Here is a 22,632-nt window from a genome sequence, read left to right as displayed (position 1 = left end):
AATTTAGTCTGCTTTTAGTTTTAAAGATTGCAAAACTTGCTGTGGATCCTGAAGTTTGGTCTTTACTTTTTCGTCGTCTTTTACTTTTTGCACCCCTTCCAGAAGAAAATTTTCATGAGGGCTCAACCCGGAACTGATGACATAGACATCCGGCAATTCGTAAGCGATTTTTATGTTTCTGGATTTGACTTTCCCGTCATTGCCCACCACGAAAACATACTTTTGATCTTGAATTTCGAAGGTTGCTTTTTGTGGGATAACGACTGCGTTTTTCAAGGGTACAGTCATCCTAACTTTTCCGGTTTGTCCGTTTCTGAGGAGTTTTTCGGGGTTGGGAAATTTAGCCCGAAACGCAATATTTCCGGTTTCGTTATCAAATTCGCCTTCTATGGTTTGTACTTCTCCTTTTTGGGGGAAGTCTTGTCCATTGGCCAAGATTAGCGAAACTAAATTTTGACCTCGTGAAGCGGCATTCAATTGATAATTAAGATATTCAGGTTCAGACACATTGAAGTAGGTGTATATTGCCGTATTGTCGGATAAGGAAGTTAGCAGAGCGCCTTCGTCCACCAGAGATCCCAATTTGAGAGGGATTCTGTTGATGATTCCTGAAAAAGGAGCTTTGATGTCGGTAAAAGAAAGGTGGATTTCTGCCATTCTCAATTCGGCTTTTGCAGCATTGAGTTTGGCTTGGGCCATGGCTTTTTCGTTTTTAGAAACAATATTGTTGTTGGCCAAGGTGGTCGCATTTTTCAGTTCTATACCGGCTTGTTCTACTTCGGCCTTTGCTTTCATGACCTCGGCTTGGTAAACTTGAGGCATGATTCTGAACAAAGATTGACCTTGATGTACAAATTGTCCTTCGTCCACAAAAATCTTCTCCAGAAAACCTTTTTCTTGAGCTCGGATTTCGATGTTCTTTACCGATTGTATTTGGGCGACATAATCTTTATCGATCACCGTATCCATAACCACGGGAGAGGTGGTAGGATAAACGGTTTTTTCTTCTTTTTCTTCTTGTTTCTTCGTGCAGCCCGTAAGCCACAACAGACAGCCAAGCAAACAGCTTGTAATAACGCTCTTCATCATAATTAGAGAGAATGGTTTTCGTGAAAAATTTGGTTTGAATAATGCATTATTGCGAAATGAAAACTTCACAACACGGGTGGGTACCGCTTAAATAAAAACGGTAAGAAAGTTATGTGCGGGTCTAAATCCTGATGGATCGCAGGAGTATGAATTTTTTGATGGAACTGCTGAGGAGGATTTCAGACAGAACTTCCTCTGAACTTCTTTTCTTAAAGTGCAGTCCTAGTAAAATGAAAAAACCGAAAACGGTGGCGAAAACTACCAAATTTTGGAGGTTTTCTGTGAATCGCATATCGTCTTCTGAAACGATAATGGACTCTAAATCGCCAACATCATTCAGTACTTTTTCTGAAGTGAGTTTGTGATGGTTGAATTTTAAACCAGCAGGTTTCCCCTGGAAATGATGCGTAGTTTGCGAGAAATGATCTTGATAAATATAGTTGACAAAGTATCTGCTCCCAATGGATAAAAGAAGGAAAATACTGGTCAGAATATAGATCGAAAGGTTTCTCATTTTAGGTCTGCAAATGTAGAATTGATTTAACAAATCTCCTATGGACAAGGTGCTTTTTAATTTTCTTTTAATATTTTCAAACTAAGTACATGACAAGAATTGTGGTACATAAAACCCATTATTTAAACCCCATAGAAATATAGTAAATGCAGCAATAAGTCTGCACAATTGCACTTAGTATCCGTCAAAGACGGATATCTCTTGTGTGTTACTGCTGTTTCTTTAGCAAATAAAATCGCCCTAAGTGACTATGTGGTTTCAAATATTTTTTTGTCATTTATTACTATTTTCAAAAAAACTAAAATCTCAAAAATTAAAATCATTTTATCCGTTCAAATGCTGTACCAGAGGGTTGTTTTTAAGTTTATTTTAATTTGATGTAAAGAATTTAAGAAGAAGGATTTCGCCCTTTCAGGGCTAGAAGTTGGGTTTTTGTTTTTACTTAGAGGTACTCATTTTTATCTAAAACGAGTTGGTATTAATATTACTTCCAGAGTGGATAAGCCAGATTTCTACGCCTTATTTTTTAGGAATTTTATAATCCGGATAGGGTACAAATTCGATGTCGTCTCCAACTATTTTGTCAAATTTCTGATCTTTCCATCTTTGTTTGGCTTCCTTGAGGGTTTCTTTGGATGTGGAAACAAAATTCCAATCAATGAATCGTTCTTCAGGAAATGCTTCGCCACCAAAAAGATAGATCGTTGAATTTTCTTGAATGCTAAACTCGCATAACTTTGTGTTTTTAGCCACCAATAATTGTCGAGAGCCAAAAATTTGTCCTTCACTTTCAATACTTCCTTCTAAAATATAGAGTCCGGATTCTCCAAAAAGTTGTTCGCCTAAGTTCAAGACCTGGGCAGATTTGGTTTTTATTTCAATCATGTACAAGGGACTAAAGACTGGGATAGGAGATTCTTTTCCAAATGCTTTTCCAGCGATTAATTTAAAATCGACTCCATTTTCCGTCCATGTTGGGAGAGCATCTTTTTCCACATGGGTAAATTGGGGATCCATAGCCTCCAAATCTTTTGGGAGTGCCACCCAAATTTGCAATCCGTGAAGGGTTTTATCTTTTTGTCTTAGATAGTCCGGAGTTCTTTCGCTATGAACGATTCCTTTTCCGGCGGTCATCCAATTCACCGCTCCTGGAGTGATTTCCATAGTGTTCCCGATACTGTCCCGATGCATAATGCTTCCTTCAAAAAGATAAGTTAGGGTGGATAGCCCAATATGCGGATGAGGACGAATATCCATATTTTTTCTTTCGTCCATTTTCACAGGGCCTAAATGATCGATGAAACAAAAAGGACCTATCATTCTTTTTTGGATGAAAGGCAGTAACCTTCCTACTAAAAAGCCGCCAATATCGGCCGCTCTTTCTTCTATGATGAGATTGAGATTTGACATACTGTTGAATTAATATGCTAAAGGTAATCATTTAAAAGATATAAAGTTTTTGAAGGATAAAAAAGAATCAAAAAAAATCTTAGGATAAGTGCTATTTTAAAATTTTATAGTAAATAAGATCCTATATTTTCGATTGAAACCTATCTGTCTTTTTGAATTCTATTTAATGTATTTTACAGTATAATTCTTGTTTTAGCTTATAAAAAATTCAAAATCAATTCCAAGATGGTACGATTAAAAGATGCCGTCAGAAAATAAGCCTATTAAAACTAACTTTAATTTCAATTCCAAGATGGTACGATTAAAAGCTACCATTCCACACATGAGATTGATATACTGCCAAATTTCAATTCCAAGATGGTACGATTAAAAGAGATGTTTGGAATGCATGGCAGACCGTTTAAATTCAATTTCAATTCCAAGATGGTACGATTAAAAGTGTTTTTTCGGCTTCAATTCTTTTTTCAACTTCTGCAATTTCAATTCCAAGATGGTACGATTAAAAGCACCCATCGCCCCAATAATTGAAGACAAAATAAGGTATTTCAATTCCAAGATGGTACGATTAAAAGACAGGAACGGGTACAAAAACAATAACGATAACACTTATTTCAATTCCAAGATGGTACGATTAAAAGTTTAGTTATACATCAACCTTCTTTCTGTATTTTCTATTTCAATTCCAAGATGGTACGATTAAAAGACAGCCTACCAAGATAGCATAGGTGTATGGACTATATTTCAATTCCAAGATGGTACGATTAAAAGAATAGGATTGCAATCTCTTCTTAAATCTGTAATTCTATTTCAATTCCAAGATGGTACGATTAAAAGGGGACAACCACAAAAACACTTACCATCACCTTTAGCGAATTTCAATTCCAAGATGGTACGATTAAAAGCAAATCCACCAGTAGGCAACCGTTCATTTTGCATGTGATTTCAATTCCAAGATGGTACGATTAAAAGCTACGCATTATTTCTTCGTTCCTTATAGATTACTTAATTTCAATTCCAAGATGGTACGATTAAAAGCTTCTGAAGTAAAATCACGCCATTGGTCTTTATAGACAATTTCAATTCCAAGATGGTACGATTAAAAGCCATGTTTACTAAGTTTACGCTACCGTTTGATATTAATTTCAATTCCAAGATGGTACGATTAAAAGCTTTTGCCGACTTGGTTTCTTCAATTACTTTATTTATTTCAATTCCAAGATGGTACGATTAAAAGGTTTCATTTCTTGTGCTTTCCATTCAGGATAATTCAATTTCAATTCCAAGATGGTACGATTAAAAGCAAGAAGTGTTCATCAACGGCTATAAATGCGCTTATAATTTCAATTCCAAGATGGTACGATTAAAAGTCTCATTGAAAAAATGCCTAAAGCTATGTTATCCGATTTCAATTCCAAGATGGTACGATTAAAAGAATCTTTTGATGGCTATTACAACGATTTGAAACCAGAATTTCAATTCCAAGATGGTACGATTAAAAGAAACACATTACATTCATGCATGACGGGGCTAACCATATTTCAATTCCAAGATGGTACGATTAAAAGACAATTACCTTTGGTTAACACTGCTGGTCAGTATTATTTCAATTCCAAGATGGTACGATTAAAAGATAAATGATTTACGTCGTGCATTCAAAGTACAAGAGATTTCAATTCCAAGATGGTACGATTAAAAGAACGTCTGAAACTCAATCATCTGCGCAGGGAACTAATTTCAATTCCAAGATGGTACGATTAAAAGTTTCGGACTGTGTGAAAATTTTATCACGATAATATCTATTTCAATTCCAAGATGGTACGATTAAAAGCGAGATTTAATCTCTTCAAGAGAAGCGACAATATTATTTCAATTCCAAGATGGTACGATTAAAAGTCGATTGTCATTTAGCACCAATATATCAAGTATATATATTTCAATTCCAAGATGGTACGATTAAAAGCATGGTGATTTCCGTACTTCTTTGGATTTCTGGCATATTTCAATTCCAAGATGGTACGATTAAAAGACGGGAGTAAAGATATTGGTTCTCCAATTGTACCCTGATTTCAATTCCAAGATGGTACGATTAAAAGCCATGATACTTTTCGTTTGTAGTCGTTAATTATTTCGTCATTTCAATTCCAAGATGGTACGATTAAAAGAGCATTTGAGAAGTTGTAACATTAAACTCATCACCATTTCAATTCCAAGATGGTACGATTAAAAGAAACTCATCACCTGGGACAACCTCTTGACAAAGCAATTTCAATTCCAAGATGGTACGATTAAAAGTGCTCCCTAACTTTATTTTCACCCAAAACGCCGTTGATTTCAATTCCAAGATGGTACGATTAAAAGTTTTTTGTTCGCCATGTTTTTACTTTTCCAAATAACAATTTCAATTCCAAGATGGTACGATTAAAAGTAGACGGAGAAACGGCAGATGCACCAACTTTTTGATTTCAATTCCAAGATGGTACGATTAAAAGTAAACGGTCCTGATGATTATGCCTGGTATGATAAAAATTTCAATTCCAAGATGGTACGATTAAAAGTTTGTAAGTCTAGAAAATAAGCGGTCTTTGTAATACCATTTCAATTCCAAGATGGTACGATTAAAAGCGTGTTAGCTCGTGCACCACTTATACTTGATATATATTTCAATTCCAAGATGGTACGATTAAAAGTACGAGGGATATAACCGAATGTTTTATTATCTTTAATATTTCAATTCCAAGATGGTACGATTAAAAGTATTCTGAATATAAATATTGTCCCGACTCGGTGCAATTTCAATTCCAAGATGGTACGATTAAAAGTACATCATTGCGCTATCAAGAAAATTAGTTTTTACATTTCAATTCCAAGATGGTACGATTAAAAGTGGTGCGTTAGACATATAGTCTAAGATGTTGTTTAATTTCAATTCCAAGATGGTACGATTAAAAGCTAATATTTCCATATTCCAAAAGACGGGATAAGGTGATTTCAATTCCAAGATGGTACGATTAAAAGAACATTCGAGGAATACCTTGAAAGTAGGCAGTTTTATTTCAATTCCAAGATGGTACGATTAAAAGTTTTGCTCAGAAAGGAAATCCCGTACAGCTACCGCATTTCAATTCCAAGATGGTACGATTAAAAGCCAAAAATCGAGTGATAGTCTAAAATCGCCATGCAATTTCAATTCCAAGATGGTACGATTAAAAGTTCTTCACATTCTTCGGCGATATAAAGTTCAATGTTATTTCAATTCCAAGATGGTACGATTAAAAGTAGTTCGGTTTCAAGTTTCGTTCGTTCCAGTATGTTATTTCAATTCCAAGATGGTACGATTAAAAGATCACGAAGTTTCCGAAGAATTTTTCAGAAACGGGCATTTCAATTCCAAGATGGTACGATTAAAAGGACTTAATCAAGCTCAAATTGATAACATTTATCAATTTCAATTCCAAGATGGTACGATTAAAAGAACGGGAGAAGTGATATTTGCTCTTGGATAAGTCCTTGATTTCAATTCCAAGATGGTACGATTAAAAGAAGTACTGACCAGCAGTATTGACCAAGGGTAACTGAAATTTCAATTCCAAGATGGTACGATTAAAAGCTAGTGGTCGTGCGGATATTATTCGCGATTTATCATTTCAATTCCAAGATGGTACGATTAAAAGTATTGAGCGGTGCCAAGTTTATTTTAATGCTGTTGTATTTCAATTCCAAGATGGTACGATTAAAAGCCGACTATGTAATGGCCTACGGAAGTATTTCCAGATTTCAATTCCAAGATGGTACGATTAAAAGCCGCTGCAGCTCCAGCTACCATTACGGATGTTGTATTTCAATTCCAAGATGGTACGATTAAAAGTTTCTATATCTCGTAAAAGTGCTAAAAAGGCAAATTTATTTCAATTCCAAGATGGTACGATTAAAAGTTCCCCGTAATGTAGTTTAACTTTATAAAAAAATAATTTCAATTCCAAGATGGTACGATTAAAAGCAGGTAGATAGACAAAATTCCTTCCCATCGTTTCTTCCATTTCAATTCCAAGATGGTACGATTAAAAGAGTTGGGGTAGGTCTTGTCGCTGTAGTCGTCTTTCCATTTCAATTCCAAGATGGTACGATTAAAAGTTTCTAAGCATTCTTTCAAATCAAATCCTAATTGTATTTCAATTCCAAGATGGTACGATTAAAAGTCAGGCTTTGAAAAATGCAAAACACCTTTGTGCAACATTTCAATTCCAAGATGGTACGATTAAAAGAAAAATCTACTGCTTCAAAATCAAAACATTACACCATTATTTCAATTCCAAGATGGTACGATTAAAAGTCTGTAATTCCATTCATATGCCGTACTAACAACTCAATTTCAATTCCAAGATGGTACGATTAAAAGCACTTACGCTGCAATGACAGCACAGCTGTTGAATGAATTTCAATTCCAAGATGGTACGATTAAAAGAAGCATTACCGTTATTGCCTTGACCATATACAAGAATTTCAATTCCAAGATGGTACGATTAAAAGTAAAATGCAAGAAAAAGACCTTTTAGCTCTAATGATATTTCAATTCCAAGATGGTACGATTAAAAGCAGTCTGTTGTTTACGCTGTGCCGTGTACATCATTGATTTCAATTCCAAGATGGTACGATTAAAAGTTCAGAAGATTTGCCTGATTATAGAGGTTTAGATATTTATTTCAATTCCAAGATGGTACGATTAAAAGACCTAATGAACCACTGCTTAATAAGTTTCCGTCATCATATTTCAATTCCAAGATGGTACGATTAAAAGACGATTGCAGACTTAAGAAAAGCCTATGTACTTCATTTCAATTCCAAGATGGTACGATTAAAAGTGAAGAAGATTTAGTAAAACATTTTTTTGAAGAAATTTCAATTCCAAGATGGTACGATTAAAAGTTGCATATTCCACATATCCTTTGAGAACTGCCTATTTATTTCAATTCCAAGATGGTACGATTAAAAGTTTAATGTACTTGATGTTAATAATTTTGCTTCATGTATTTCAATTCCAAGATGGTACGATTAAAAGTGTATTTGCTGTAGTAGAGGCGATATTTGCGGCTGCTATTTCAATTCCAAGATGGTACGATTAAAAGAACTTTTGAGTCCAAGTCTCTTTTTTGAGTTCTATATTTCAATTCCAAGATGGTACGATTAAAAGAAGTAAATCAAGAAACTAGGAATTTATTAACCTCAAAATTTCAATTCCAAGATGGTACGATTAAAAGAAAATTATAACTATGTGCTTTAATCCCGTTACTATATTTCAATTCCAAGATGGTACGATTAAAAGAAAACTGAAATCTAAATTGATAACATAAGCTACTCATTTCAATTCCAAGATGGTACGATTAAAAGCCTTTAAAGCTGGGGGGACATCACAATATTTCGTATATTTCAATTCCAAGATGGTACGATTAAAAGTTCTTACATTCTTACAAAATTTTGCACGGTTTCGGGGATTTCAATTCCAAGATGGTACGATTAAAAGAGGGATGTCTATGATTTTGCATTTATAGTTTGCATATTTCAATTCCAAGATGGTACGATTAAAAGGTCTAACGACCCACAGCAAGTGGTAACGTCTAATAAATTTCAATTCCAAGATGGTACGATTAAAAGGATTTCATTATTTCGGAAAGTCGTTTGATTATCATATTTCAATTCCAAGATGGTACGATTAAAAGCTTGCGGAATTTAGCGTAAAGTAAACTCCGTTATAATATTTCAATTCCAAGATGGTACGATTAAAAGCCGTTGAATCGACGACTAAAAAAGCCCTTTTTAAAGGCTTTTCTGTGAACAAAACTACTGTTTTTTTTCTAAAAAAGTTGTCGATGTCCAATTCTATAATTTTACTAGGGTTTCGACAACTTTGTAAACTAATGATAATCAATTTTGTATTTTAAAACGACATGTCAAAGAGCGATTTTCTGATTTTTTTTTAAGACTTCGACAAGTCATAAAAAAGTATCCAAATCATTTTTTTCTTTTCCTACCACTTCTTTTTCTAACCATTTTTCATTTCTACTCTTGAAGATGATTAAACTGTCTTCTTCAATATTCATAATTTCTTTGGCTTTGAATTGCAACTCTTTTAACTTTACTTCCGTAATCTCTCCTTCAAAAACCGAATTCTGAATCCAATTTAAGTATTTTCTACATAGTTTGAGCATTTTGCCTACTCTTTTTTCTCCGATATCGTAAACGAGGATGATGTACATAATTCAGAATTGAGGGTTGAATGTTGAGTGTTGAATGATGAATTATGGTTTTGTCTTTTTATTATGGCGGACGGTATTCATGATTTTTACTAATTGTTCGCTTTCATCGAGCAAAGACTCTATTAAATGTTTTTTAATAATATTAGCTTCCGATTATAATTCTAACTAAAATAAAGTTTCGTCAGCTTCTTCTACCACTATTGAAATCTTACTAAAAAATTCAGCGTCCGGCCTTGCCCTGCATGCTGCCCGATAATTTGCAGCAACAGAAGTAGTTGTTTCCCAATTATTCTCGCTTCCTCAGTTTTTGGTAAAGCCTGAAAGAGGCGGATAATGCGTAATGTAAAATCTTTTGTTCGTTGTTTCAATGCTTCTATTTGATCAATTTTATTCATATTTAATTGTTTTTTATTTCATCCATCACTCCTCAGTCCTCAGCCTTGTTGTTACCACCACGCTTTAAAAGGTTTGTATTCTTCGATATTCAGGATATGTTTGGTCAGTTTGTAACATTCTAATTTTACCAAATGCTTATAACTCACACTTCTACCCAGAGATCGATGTTTGATGGTTTCATTGAGGCGTTCTTCAAATGCACGAACAAAAGTTTTGCGGGCAGCATCTTTTAGCATCACACTATTGGTATTGATATCAAAATCTTTGGCTTGAATTTCTTTTTTATTTAAGACTCTGAAAATGACTCTATCCACCAAAATAGGTTTAAAAATTTCGGCTAAATCCAAAGCTAATGAGAATCTACGATAGCCGGGTTCATGCAAATAGCTGATGGTAGGGTTGAGTTGGGTATGATAAATTTGCCCAAGACAAAGCGAATAACACATCATATTGCCAAAGGAAACCAAAGCATTTACTTCATTTTTCGGAGGTTGTTTGCTTCTTCCATTCATTGCAAAGTCGTTCAGTATTACATCAAAAGCATCATAATACACTTGACGGATATTACCTTCAATGCCCATCAGTTCGTCGATTTCTTGTGTTTGAAATAAGTTGGAACTAAAAGATTCTATGGTATCGATATAAGCTGAAAGTTCTTTCCCTCGAGATTGATAATATTTTAGATTTTTCAGGATATTGAAGGCCGCTCCTTCGATAAATTTTTGAGCAATGACCAATCTTTTTTTCTTGGTTAAATATTGCTTGGTCTGTTCAATTTGCATTTTGCCTGCCAATAAATATTCTTTGGGCAAGAAGCTCCCGGTATAATGCTCGTAATAATCGAAAAAATGAACGGCTATTTGTTGTTTCCCTAAGAAATTGTACAAAGCCGAATTGGCATCCAAAGCTCCGAAGCAAAACAAATCGGATACACCTTCTACAGGAATGTATTTAGGTTGTCCTTCGGTTCCGTTTTCATCCACTGGAACAAATTTTAGGGTATTGTCTTTGCGGCTCATGCGGCCGGGATTGAAGAGATAATAGGATTTTTTCATCTTGTGATCTGTGATCTTGTGATCTGTGATTTGGTGATCTGTGATCTGGTGACTTAGTGATTTAGTGATTGGCGGGTTTTAGTTTGCTTCTGTAGGAAGACATGACTTTGAGGATTTCTTCTGATTCATTTCTCAATTCAAATAATTTTTCTTCTGCTGTAAAGCCACCATCAATAAGCATTTCTATCCAAAATAAAGTTTCGTCTGCTTCTTCTACAACAATACAGAGTTTTGCATATTTTTCTTTTTCTGATCTTGCCCTACAAACTGCTCTATAATTAGCCGCAACAGAGGTAACCGACCGGATTAATTGTTTTCTAATAATGCTCAAAGCATCACTGTAATTAATTTCGGAGACAATTGTAATAATATCTAAGGCAAGTTTTTTAGTTCTCGCTCGAAATAACTCATTAAATTCTTCTTGTTTCATAAACTATCAAATAGATTAAAATTATCACTCGATCACCCATCACTCAATCATCCATCACCAGATCACCCATCATTCATTCACATAACAAAATTCGTAATAGCTACAGCTTTTGCAAATCTTGGCATTGATGACCGGTGGACAGGTTTCGTCTTCTTTTAATTTTTTTATTTCGAGAACGGTATTTTCCAAATATAGAAAATCATCTTCAGTAAGTATCACTTCTTCTTTTTGTCGTAAACTAGGATATTCGATGACGCCTTTTTTAGCCTCAATACTTTTCAGTTTCATCAGCCATAGATAAAATTTCACCTGCCAGATATGGGCTTGCTCTACTTTGTTGCTTCGTTTGGTTTCGTGGATAATTTTATTTTTCACATCAAAGAAATCAATTTTTCCTACGAGATTCAATCCTTCAAAATCGACACTCAATTCGATTTGCTCATAGCGTTCCGGTCTTTGTAGATAAGTTTCATCTTCAATTAATTTTCCATCGGCTACCAAGTCGGAGGTTTGCTCCATATTGATACCGTTGGAAAAGAGCCAAAGTTTTCGCTTACAAATGCGGTAGTAGTTGATATGGGTGCCGGTAATGTTCATGGTTTGTGGAATTTGTCTTCTTTCCAATTTTTAGGATTATTGATGATATAATTTTCTATCCTGATATATTCATCATGATTTCGGATGATATGATCATGAAATTTAGATTGCCAACCGAAATCCAATTCCGGATAATCGATATGAATTTGTTTGGTGCATGCCGATTTGTAGGAACGAATAATGGTAGAAACCGAACCTGGTTTTGGTGAAATATCAGACATGAATTGGTTAGGATTGGTAGATTCTGTGGGGTTGTTGCATTGGTTTGTGGAATCGTTGCATTGGTTTGTGGAATCGTTGTATTGCCCTGTGGAATCGTTGCATTGCAACGATTTTACAGAATCCACCAATAATATAATTCCATGCACATGATTGGGCATTACTACAAATTCACCCAAACGGACATGTGCAAAATGTTCGGGAATATCTGCCCAAAAATTATGAGCGATTATCCCATTTTCATTTAATTGCATTTCACCGTCCACAATTTCACCAAAATAATGTTCTCTATTTTTGGTACAAATGGTGATGAAATAGGCACCCGGATTTCTGTAATCCCAATTTTTCAATCGGAAGGATTCAATGCGGTATTTATTTTTGAATAGGGTCATGATTAGGAGGCATGTTTATTATTGTGGAATCGTTGCATGCATTTATTATTGTGGAATCGTTGCATGCAACGATTGTACTCATATTGCAACGATTCCTCAATTGAATAGGTTATAAAAATTGATTACAATTGTTTTTCAAAATCAAATGCCATAATTCTATCATACAATTCCTTTTCTGCCTTTTCTATGGCATCGGCAGTTTCTCCTTTGGTTTGGATGTAGCCACCTGCCTGTAAGGAAATATAGGTTTTAATGCCATTTAGATTTTCATCAATAATGGGTTGTGCTTTTCCAGAATCTTCCTCCGATAATTTTGCTCGAATGCTCCCAGCAATCAGATTGGCATTATCCCCGATAGCGATGGCTAAGGTATCCATCAAGCTAAAAGTTCTGGATTGGTTAGAAGTAATTTTCCAATTGATAATGGCTTTAGCTAAAGCATCTGCCCATTTCTCTCTTAATTCTTTTGGAGCAACCAAACAAGGACCGAAAACATTCTTAGATTCAATCCAACCATTAGCTTTTAATTTTTCTATGATTTCATCCGACATTTCAGGCTCAAATGAATTGAGGCTAACGCAAAATAATCTTCTTAAATCAATGGCAATGTCGGATACAAATAACCCGGATGCACGACTTTGATTCGGAATCCATTTTCTGCTCAAGCTTCTATCTTTACCTTCCAAAAAAGCAGTGATTTCTTCTTCGGATAATTGATTCCCTTTCTCGTCACGAACAATAACCACATTATTTGGACGATCGCTTCGGTCAAAAGAAGCATTATCATTGTCCAGTCCGGCAAGTAGTGGGTGTAAGCCTCTCATTGCAGAAATAGACAACGGACTTCTTCTTTTTAAAGTTCTGTCTTTCCCTTCTTTTGTAGCTTTCATCCAGCCTCCAAATAGTTGGTCGGGATAAGTTGGGTCACAGGTTCCATAAACTTCTCCTTCTTTCAATTCCTTTTGTTTTGTTACATCAAAAAGAAAAGTAGTTGGACTTGGAGCCTCGCCTAAATGTTCTGAAATGCTATCCACAATAGAGCGTTTCACTTGTTGTCCACTTGAAAAAGGAATTCTTCTATTGAATTGTGCGTCATAATAATATTTCTGTCCATCGGATACGCAGAAAACGGTATGCTCTGCTCTTTTTAATGTTCTGATATAAATTGTATTGGTCATTTTGAATAATTTTTAAAGTTGATAATTAAGATTGTTTTTCTGTAAAGGCATAATCGAATTTCAGTAAGGTGTTGAAATAACCAAATTCTTCATTGGTCATCAAGTGCACTTCATCCCGAAGTTTTTTCAATGCTTCCAAGTCGGATGGTTCCACGCCTGAAACCATTTCGGTAAGGGAATCAATAAATCCTTTTTTGGATTTACTTCCTAAAAGGTCGTTACTAATGAGGTTCCTTCTATCTGTCTTTGTAGAGCCTCCTCTATACCGGTGAAGTAGCTGAGCCAGTTCGCTGGTATAGTCTGTGATTTCTTCTTTGTTTTTTGTTATCATAGCGATTAACCAAGTTTTATATGATTGATAAATTAAATTGTCTTCTTCTTTTTTGAAGGATAAATTCTTATCCTCTGTCATGTATTTTTTTAAATTCTCCGGGCGAAGTGCTTGTAGCCCAATACTTCCCAACTCGCAAGCTCTTTTGATATGCATACCAAATAAGGCTTGAAAATCTTTGTTGTTAAATTCCTGTTCTGAATGAAATAGTCGCTTGAACACATCTTTTAATCTTTTACCTGCTTTAAGGTAAATAGGAATGAAACCAATGGTTTTGTTGGTTTGACCGAAGGAATAGATGTAAGTATTCAAGGTTTTATCCGGATAGAAATTTGAAAGACTGAAAAATAAATTTGACCAATTTACCGTATTCACTTCTGCCGCGGTTGTTTCTACTTTGAAAATCTTCTCCATTTCTAAAGTAGAAAAATCAAAGTTTGGATTATAGTCCTTCCCTAATTTATAGGTCAGCCATTGTCCGTTCCACGAGTTAATTTGGTTTCCCCTCAGTTTCTGCAAGGTGGGGTCATTTAAATACTTTCGGTAATATTTCCAACCCTCAAAAGTTTCTAATGTGATTTGGGCATCATTTATGAGCAAGCTGTAACCACCTGCTACACCAATTCCCAAACCCGAACCTATCCATGAATAATAAATATCTTCTTTTTCGGTTTCAATTTCTATATCTGATACTAGGCCTGAAGTACTGGCATATTCTTTACTCTCAGAAGCCGGATACCCTAAAGCAAAACTGGCATCAGCACTATCATTTTCCACTTTCTCAAAAAGATTTTCGAGTTTTTCTTTTCTTTCTAAAACCGAAATCGTTTCAACCTTTTGTCCTGTTTTCATTTGCACAAAAGGCGAATTCGTTACCCATTGCATATACTTTGGATGATTAAAAAATAATTCAAAATACACCTCCTCAAAGAATTCTTTTGCTGAATAATCTTTGCTATATTTCTTGTTGTAGGCCTTTAAAAATGTTTTTCCTATTACTGTCGTTATCATAAGAACCGATTTAAAACATTAAAATTTTCTTCTTTAATTTTTGATTGATCCAATCCCGTTTCAAAATCACAAGCCGCATCCGGAATGATAAACGGCTTATTCCCTTTTTGAGATTGATTCATCTTTGCAACTACCCAATAAGCCACCGGAATTTCAAGGAGCAATCGTGTTTCGAAATTGCCATTTTCATATTCTTCCACATCCGATTCCAAGATGCAACTCACACTATCAATTTCCAGTAGTTCAAATAATATTGCTTTACTACGGTGCATGAGTTTACCCATTGTAAATTGTCCGTTAGGTTTAAAAACACTATGCTCTTCAATCTTTAAAAATTCGATTTCGGTAAATACCTGGTCAATTTTGTTTTGCAAATCTCTTTCGTGTAAAGGCTTATTGTCTTCCAGCACTTCAAATGATTTTTGAAGAATAGACAGATTGTAGGGTCTGGCTTCTTTTTCGGTTTCAGGAGGTGCAATCACATACACATCCTTTAATTTCCCAATGGTGTTTGTATTTCGCTTTCTGTTAATGCGTCCAAATCGTTGAATCATTGCATCCAAAGGAGCTGTGGCTGTTATCATGACATCGAAACTAATATCCAAACTCACTTCCACAATTTGTGTCGAAACCACGATACAGGCTTCATTACTCGTATTGTACTCATTAGTAGCAACACCATTTTCGTCTAAGCCTAATAATTGTCTTTCTTTTAAATTCCGGTCGCCTCGCCTAAACTTGCTATGTAACAGCATTGATGTGGTTTCAGGATAGGCCTCTTGAATAAACTGAAATACCTCTTGAGATTTTTTAACCGTATTCATCACAATCAATATTTTCTGATTGTTCTGAACGGCATTGTCTATGATTGCTGAAGCCTCTTCAAATGAAGATATTTTATGAACGATGTGCCGGTCGAATTGATTCAATTCTTCTTCATTTAATTTAATTTCTAACACATCATCCCCCAAAAGCTGAACTATCTTGTTGTACAAAATGGTTGGCATGGTTGCTGTTCCAATATGAATCCGACAATCGAGCGTTTTCAAAACTTCAATGAGCTTCAAAATCAAAGCTTGAGAAACTCCTGAATAAGTATGTACCTCGTCCAAAATCACATCACAGCCTTTGATATCCAAAATCATGGCTTCGAAACCTTTCATTCCTAAGGCAATATTCGCCAATTGGTGAGGAGTTAATATTTCGATTGCTGAACCTATCAATCCTTGCAATGCTGTTTCTTCCTCCTTTTTTCTCTTTACAATAATAGAAGTGGAGTGGAGCACGCGAATATCTATATCCGGATTGTCTTTTTCTAAATCGTTGCCTACCCGCTTAAACATTGCATTAATAGAAGCCTGAAAAGGTAAAGTGTAAAAGACTCTTCCTTTACATCTTCTAAAAAGGTAGTCTGTTTTCCCTGCTCCAGTGCTGGCAACTACGATGGTATGTTTCTTATCTGAAATTGCATTTTTTAGCGATAGAGGATAAAGTTCATTCTGCCGATTATAAAAGTTAAGATTAGGTGTTTTGAATATTCTTTGGATTTCCTTTTCGGTTTTGTCAATTAATGAGGAGGCAAAATGGTCGGCTCCCATTAATAAGCCCCGCCATTCGGAATAGTTATTTTCTTTAACTGCTCTTTCACTATAGTCAATACAATATTCCAAATTCCGGATTGCCTCTTCCTTTGAAATCGGCTTTACTCCAATTTCCAATTCTTTCAGAATATCTAACGCTTTTGGATACCAATCTTCCCAATTACCTAAATGAAAATCCTGATAGTCATAAGCTTCCTCCAAATCTAAAAGACCTTTCTCCCCAATATCGTTTTTTACAGATTTATGATGAGCGACCACCATTTCAATCAAATAATTCCAATGTTCTTTTGGAAAAACCGAAAGAAAAAATAGAGATGCTATTTCATGACGGAATATTTTTTTACTGTTTGATTTGCCCTTTAATCTTTCCTGAAAATAAGGGTGTGCTTTTCCAATATCATGAAGGATGGCTCCGTTCCGTGCAATCTTCTCATTCATGCCAAGATAGCTTGCAAAAGCTACAACGACCTCACCCACCTGTTTCAAGTGAGCAGGCAAAGTTGTCCATTCTGGTCCTGATTTTGCAAATAGCTTTTCCATTTTAATAAGTTTTTACCGGAGTTCCAACAATCTTAATCCAACCAAACATAGGCTCATTATTCAGACGGTTATATCCAACTAAAAATGACTGTTCATTCTTTTCAAAAACAAGCTCGTAACCGGAAAAAACTTCGTCTTTATTAAACTCTTCAATAGAAGCCTCTTTTATCTCCTCAGGATATAGGATATCTTCATTTCTGCACAAACAGATATGTTGTGTTGCTGCTCTATCGGCATCCTCTTTATTGGAAAAAGCAAAGTGCAAAACTGGTTCTAAAAGAATTCCTCTTGTAAGCACAGCTGTCGGTCGATCAAATAGAAACTGTTTTCCTTTTTTCGTAGAATTCCACCCTCTGGTTTGAATTACTTCTTGTTGTTGGCTGACTTGGGTATAAGAAAGTCGATGGCCTACAATTTTTTTAATCCCATTTTCATTTAATAATTCAGGAAATAATTTTTTCTCAATTCCCTCAACTATGGATGGTGTAAGAAATTGTTGTGAGAATGTTTCGCTATCGCGTACGGCTGTCCACGGTTTAATAAACCCAAACTGTCCGGTATATTTTACGACAAATAAATTTTCCATTTTGATGTTATTTTAAAGCTCCAAAACCAATACCGGTTGAATTTCCTAAGCCATTGTCCCATGCAAAAGCAATCTGTTCTGGTGTGCCATTGATGATGATTGGTACAAATGAGGTTCTATTTTTGATACCTTTATAGGTTACCAATTTTGTTTCTTTGAAATTTGTATTAGGATTAATTTTTATAGACAAACCTTCTGAATTTAAATGAGATTTTTCAAGCTTATGTTTCAGATTGTCCGTTAAAATTGTTTCAAAGTTTTTATCTTCCAAAGTTATATGACGAATTTTGTTTTCTACTTTCATTTTTAATAGAACAGGACTCGCCATCAGAAATTTTTCTGAAATTGAAAAAGCTGGAGTGTCTTTTATTTGAACATCAAAAACACTGACTCCACTAAACATTTCCGGATCTTTTAAAATATTTTTGACAATTTGCTTTACTAATCCCTCATTTCTACTACTGATGAAGAAGTAAGCATCTCTCTTCAACTCAATACCACTTTTGTTGGCTACTGTATTTTGAATCCAGGAAAATGAAAATTGACCAGTTTTTCCGTGAATTTCATTGTTCGCTCCAATCCATTTATGAATGACTCCTGTTAACAATTCCTGATAATTAAAAGGAATTGGTTTGTTGTTTTTTGTGAGTTTTAAATATATTCTCATCTCTTTCTCTTTTTAATTCCTTCAAAGTTAATATTCATTACTGACAAAATATGTCAAAAATTTAAAGATTTAAATTTTTCTTTAATAAATGTTTTGAAAGTCTCTGGGGAAATGATTTTTATTTCATCGGAAAGTCCCATTACAAAGCGGCCAATACCATGGAAATTGGCAATTGAGGTTTTTAAATGATAAAGATTTTCTCTTTCCGAAATATCTTTCACGGCTAATGGAAATTCTTCACGCAACAAATTATAGGCTTTTAGACTGAGTTGTAGTTCAACGATAGCAACTGGCTTTTTTGCAGACATTTTAAAGGCGTCAGTAAACGGAATTTTATGTTCGGATTGATGTTGCCAATTTTCATTTAGGATTTCTACCTTTTCAATCCTAGAAATTTTAAACTGTTTTACCTGTTGGCTCTTTATTTCGTAACACCAAATGCCTTCATAATCTCCCATAAATTCAAAAGGTTCTACTATTCTGTCTTCTATATTACTGCTGTTGGAAGAGCGGTAGCCGAGTAGGTTAACTTTTGTTTTCTTCTGAATAGCTTCGTTTAAATCTTGAATAATTTTTAGTTGTTGTGTATTTTCTAATTTAGAAATCACATTAAAGTCATATAGAAAATTGAGTTTTTTTAATAATTTCTCCTTTACTGAGGAGCTGCTTTTTTGTGCTTCCAGAATTTGATGAATAAGAAAAATCTCTTCTTCCGAAAAGTGGAATAACTTTTTTAAGGTTTTTGTTTCTGGGTGATTAGGTATTAATCGATATCTACCTTGTTTTTTTTCCAATGCAAAACCGGCATTTTTTATTTTATTAAAATGGCGATAAACGGTTCGTTCATCGATAGAAAATTTTATGGCTATTTCTGGTACGCTATAATTCCGCGTTCCATTGAGTAACATCAGTAGTTTTAAAGTTTTTTCCATGGTTTTTCCTGGTTGATGTTAAAATTTTGACTAAATTAATAACAATTTGAAATTAAAAACCTTGAATATTAATATTATTTCAAAAAAAAAATCCTTCAAAGTTTTAAAAACCTTGAAGGATTGAATAAAAATTAACAATTAATCTTAGTGATTGTGTTTCGGAGTGAAACCGTCTTCGGACATTTCGAGATGCTCGTAATCGGCTTTCATTTCTTTTTCGTAATCTATTTTTTCTTTGTTTTTATTGAATCTGTAGATCAATCCATCGAAGATGGAATACACCACCGGTACAATAATAAGGGTTAAGAACAAGGACGAAACCAATCCACCGATAACTACCCAGGCCAATCCGTTGTTCATTTCGGCACCGGCTCCCTTTGCTAGTGCGATAGGAATCATCCCGAAAACCATGGCAATGGTGGTCATCAAAATAGGACGAAGTCTGGCGTGGTTGGCTTGCAATAAGGCATTGTAGGTGCTTTCTCCGGCAGCTTTTCTCTGGTTGGCAAAGTCCACCAACATAATGGCGTTTTTACAAACCAAACCGATCAACATGATCATCCCCAAAATGGTAAATACATTGAGTGAATTGTTGGTTAATGCCAAGATGACCAAGACCCCGATGAGTGAAAGTGGAACCGAGAACAAGACCACAAACGGATATACAAAAGAGTCGTAAAGGGCTACCATAACCAAATATACCAAGATAATCGCTGCCATAAGGGCAATTCCTAAAGTACCGAAACCTTCGGACTGGTTTTCTTGATCACCTGACCAAACATAGCTAACTCCGGCAGGTTTTTTCAGTTTTGAAAATTTAGCCTCCCATTCTTTTGCTACAGTTCCTGTTGGCACACCAACGGTTTGAGCGTTGATGGTAATGGATGGTGACTTGTCCCTTCTCTCCAAGAAAGAAGGTCCTGAAGTTTCTGTAATGGTTGCGAATTGTTCCAATTTAATTTGCTCGCCTTTATCGTTGTTGAAGATGATGCTCTTCACATCGTTCACGCTGGATCTTCCCATTTGGTTCAGGCGGATGTTGATGTCGTATTCGTAATCTCCGGCACGGTATTTACCATCGGTGTTTCCGGAGAAAGCCGTTTGCATGGTCATCCCAACGGTTTGAAGGTTCAGTCCCAAAGAAGCCATTTTATCTCTATCGATGGATACATTGATCTCTGGGTTTCCGCCTTCTGAGGACAGTCGAATTTCGTTGGCTCCTTTTACCGTTTTCAACTGTTCCATAGCTTGAGCAGCAAATTCGTTGATGCTTTTCAAGTCGGGTCCGGTAACGACCAAAGAAAGAGGTGCTCTTTCGGCTCCCATCAAGCCTACAGGTACGGTTTTAATTTTTGCTCCAACCAAATGTTGAGAAAGTTCTTTTTTAATCTGCGAAGCATAGACATACGAGTTTTCTGCTCTCATGGATTTGTCCACCAAGATCACATCAATTTCAGATTTGTAAGCAGTCGCATTGGTAGCACCCATTCCGTCGGATTGCTGACCCACTGTGGTAATCATTTTTACAACTTCTGGTTTTTTTGCCAGATAGGCTTCGGCTTTTCTTGTCATTTGATTGGTTACTTCTACAGAAGCATCCTTAGGCATTTCTATCTGAACCAAGAACTCACCTTTATCAATTTTGGCGAAAAACTCACCTCCGATAAATTTGGTTAAACCAAATGAAAGGAAGAATAACACCGCAACACCAACTACGGTGGCTATTTTTGTCCATTTCGATTTCAAACACCATTCTAACATTCCAGAAATCCAATGGGTAAATTTGTCCAATTGTTTTTCGAAACCAAGGATGAATCGTTCACCGGCATTTTTCCCGGTAAGATGCGTCAGTTTACCAAATCGTGATGACAACCACGGAACAATGGTAAATGAAGCGAGCAACGAAAGTAAAGTTGCAATAACAACGGTAACACAGAACTGTGAGATGATGTTAGACACCAAACCTGTACTCATAGCGATGGGTAAGAATACCACCACAATAACCAAAGTAATGGCGGTTACGGTAAAGCCAATTTCTGCAGCACCGTCGTAGGAAGCACGGATACGGCTTTTGCCCATTTCCATGTGTCTGTAGATGTTTTCCAATACCACAATGGCATCATCTACCAAGATCCCTACCACTAGGGAAAGTCCTAGCAAACTCATCAAGTTGAGGGTGTATCCCATCAGCGACATTCCAATGAAAGTTGCAACAAGGGAAGCTGGGATGGAGACCATTACGATGAATGCATTTCGGATGGAATGCAAGAACAACAACATAACAGCAGCTACCAAGAATACAGCGATGAACAAATCGTGCGTCACATTGTCTGCAGCGTGAAGGGTAAAGGTAGAAGTGTCGTTAACTACCGTTAGTTTTACATTTTGTTTGGCATAGTCTTGCTCCAGTTGTTTCATGGTTTTCTGGATCAGCTCACTTACTTCCACGGCATTGGCATCGGATTGTTTGATGACTTGGAAAATGATGGCCGGTTTCATATCAATCCTTGCGACTTTATCCACATCTTTTTGTGCATCTTCCACAAAAGCCACATCACTCAGTCTTACCTGAACGCCGTTTTTGTTGCTGATAACAAGATTGTTAAGTTCGTCCAAAGTTTTGTATTTCCCGGACAGACGGATGATGGTAGAAGTTTCTCTATTTTTAACACTTCCGGTAGGGAAATCCAAGTTGGAGGAAAGGATGGTTTGTTGCACCTGGCCCACAGAAAGTCCGTAGCCTTCCAATTTATTTTTATCCAGATTTACTTTGATCTGTCTTTCTTGTCCACCAATAAGGTTAACTTGCGCTACGCCTTTCACACGAGAAAGTACGGGTTGTATTTTTTTATCCAACAAGTCATAAAACTCCACGGCATTCATGTTAGAAGTTGCTCCGGCGGTAATAATCGGCATATCGCTGAGGGAGAATTTCTGTAATGACGGGGTTTTTACATCGTCTGGAAAATCAGCCAAGATGGCGTTGATCTTCCTTTGTGCATCGTTGAGGGCATAGTCTGTATCGGCTCCTGCATTCAGGGTTACCATGACCACAGAGAGGGACTCGTAGGATTTGGATTCTACTTTTTTTACATTTTCAAGAGATGACACGGCATCTTCAATTTTCTTGGTAACCGAAGTTTCTACTTCCGAAGGCGATGCTCCTGGATATACGGTAGAAATGGTCACAACATTGATCTCAAATTTTGGGATCAACTCATACCCCATGGAGGAGTATCCCAAGATACCACCCAAGGTAAGTATCGTAAAGAGTACGATAATCAGGGTAGGTCGTTTTATGGATATTTCTGCTAATTTCATTTTTTAGTTCTTGGTTGTCGGTTGATGGTTGTTGGTAGTTGGTTGATGGTTGTCGGTATTAAAGAAACAATCATCACCTCATCACATTTTCACTTCATTACCTTTTTACTTC

Annotated in this window: 16 protein-coding genes, 1 pseudogene and 1 CRISPR repeat array; all 17 genes and pseudogenes read right to left on the bottom strand. The window is 35.8% G+C overall.

Annotated features, from left to right (window positions below; translation table 11 throughout):
• Positions 1-3 precede the first annotated feature (3 nt).
• Positions 4-1,089, bottom strand: coding sequence for an efflux RND transporter periplasmic adaptor subunit (locus tag H9Q20_RS03080; protein ID WP_187478276.1), 1,086 nt, complete (start codon positions 1,087-1,089; stop codon positions 4-6).
• Between the two features lie 121 nt (positions 1,090-1,210).
• The gene (locus H9Q20_RS03075) at positions 1,211-1,603 is read right to left on the bottom strand and encodes a hypothetical protein (protein ID WP_124640886.1); all 393 of its coding nucleotides are present in this window, start codon (positions 1,601-1,603) and stop codon (positions 1,211-1,213) included.
• A gap of 519 nt (positions 1,604-2,122) precedes the next feature.
• Positions 2,123-3,013, bottom strand: a complete 891-nt coding sequence (locus tag H9Q20_RS03070; protein WP_187478275.1) for a pirin family protein — start codon at positions 3,011-3,013, stop codon at positions 2,123-2,125.
• Between the two features lie 211 nt (positions 3,014-3,224).
• Positions 3,225-8,794: a CRISPR direct-repeat array (repeat unit 30 nt; unit sequence ATTTCAATTCCAAGATGGTACGATTAAAAG).
• 206 nt (positions 8,795-9,000) lie between these two features.
• The gene (gene cas2 / locus H9Q20_RS03065) at positions 9,001-9,264 is read right to left on the bottom strand and encodes a CRISPR-associated endonuclease Cas2 (protein ID WP_187478274.1); all 264 of its coding nucleotides are present in this window, start codon (positions 9,262-9,264) and stop codon (positions 9,001-9,003) included.
• Positions 9,265-9,429: 165 nt separating this feature from the next.
• Positions 9,430-9,492, bottom strand: a pseudogene (locus H9Q20_RS13350) (hypothetical protein); the annotation flags it as partial.
• Complete coding sequence (locus H9Q20_RS13235; protein ID WP_262385570.1) at positions 9,462-9,659, bottom strand: hypothetical protein; 198 nt, start codon at positions 9,657-9,659, stop codon at positions 9,462-9,464. The pseudogene H9Q20_RS13350 and the gene H9Q20_RS13235, both read right to left, overlap by 31 nt.
• 51 nt (positions 9,660-9,710) lie before the next feature.
• Entirely contained in the window at positions 9,711-10,715 is a 1,005-nt protein-coding gene (gene cas1b, locus H9Q20_RS03055; RefSeq protein WP_187478273.1) for a type I-B CRISPR-associated endonuclease Cas1b, read from the bottom strand.
• Positions 10,716-10,776: 61 nt separating this feature from the next.
• Positions 10,777-11,145, bottom strand: a complete 369-nt coding sequence (locus H9Q20_RS03050) for a four helix bundle protein (protein ID WP_124640579.1) — start codon at positions 11,143-11,145, stop codon at positions 10,777-10,779.
• A gap of 69 nt (positions 11,146-11,214) precedes the next feature.
• Complete coding sequence (gene cas4, locus H9Q20_RS03045) at positions 11,215-11,769, bottom strand: CRISPR-associated protein Cas4 (protein WP_262385569.1); 555 nt, start codon at positions 11,767-11,769, stop codon at positions 11,215-11,217.
• Positions 11,739-12,353 carry a transposase gene (locus tag H9Q20_RS03040; protein ID WP_124640580.1) on the bottom strand — a complete coding sequence of 205 codons (615 nt, stop codon included), beginning with the start codon at positions 12,351-12,353 and terminating at the stop codon, positions 11,739-11,741. The genes cas4 and H9Q20_RS03040 overlap by 31 nt, the downstream gene beginning before the upstream one ends.
• Positions 12,354-12,475: 122 nt before the next feature.
• The gene (locus H9Q20_RS03035) at positions 12,476-13,531 is read right to left on the bottom strand and encodes a CRISPR-associated protein Cas7 (RefSeq protein WP_124640581.1); all 1,056 of its coding nucleotides are present in this window, start codon (positions 13,529-13,531) and stop codon (positions 12,476-12,478) included.
• 25 nt (positions 13,532-13,556) lie between these two features.
• Entirely contained in the window at positions 13,557-14,873 is a 1,317-nt protein-coding gene (locus tag H9Q20_RS03030; protein ID WP_187478272.1) for a hypothetical protein, read from the bottom strand.
• Positions 14,870-17,014, bottom strand: a complete 2,145-nt coding sequence (gene cas3, locus H9Q20_RS03025; RefSeq protein WP_124640583.1) for a CRISPR-associated helicase Cas3' — start codon at positions 17,012-17,014, stop codon at positions 14,870-14,872. Before cas3 ends, H9Q20_RS03030 begins: the two co-directional genes overlap by 4 nt.
• Before the next feature lies 1 nt (position 17,015).
• Positions 17,016-17,600, bottom strand: a complete 585-nt coding sequence (locus H9Q20_RS03020) for a hypothetical protein (RefSeq protein WP_187478271.1) — start codon at positions 17,598-17,600, stop codon at positions 17,016-17,018.
• A gap of 7 nt (positions 17,601-17,607) precedes the next feature.
• A complete protein-coding gene (gene cas6 / locus H9Q20_RS03015) occupies positions 17,608-18,267 on the bottom strand; it encodes a CRISPR-associated endoribonuclease Cas6 (protein WP_187478270.1) in 660 nt (219 codons plus the stop codon).
• 53 nt (positions 18,268-18,320) lie between these two features.
• Positions 18,321-19,199 (bottom strand): helix-turn-helix transcriptional regulator, encoded by an 879-nt coding sequence (locus H9Q20_RS03010; RefSeq protein WP_124640586.1) that lies wholly within the window; start codon positions 19,197-19,199, stop codon positions 18,321-18,323.
• A 144-nt stretch (positions 19,200-19,343) separates the two neighbouring features.
• The gene (locus tag H9Q20_RS03005) at positions 19,344-22,520 is read right to left on the bottom strand and encodes an efflux RND transporter permease subunit (RefSeq protein ID WP_187478269.1); all 3,177 of its coding nucleotides are present in this window, start codon (positions 22,518-22,520) and stop codon (positions 19,344-19,346) included.
• Positions 22,521-22,632: the final 112 nt, after the last annotated feature.

It is taken from the genome of Amniculibacterium sp. G2-70, from assembly GCF_014353055.1.
Lineage (GTDB): Bacteria > Bacteroidota > Bacteroidia > Flavobacteriales > Weeksellaceae > Amniculibacterium > Amniculibacterium aquaticum.
This window is presented reverse-complemented; position numbering and strand designations above follow the sequence as displayed.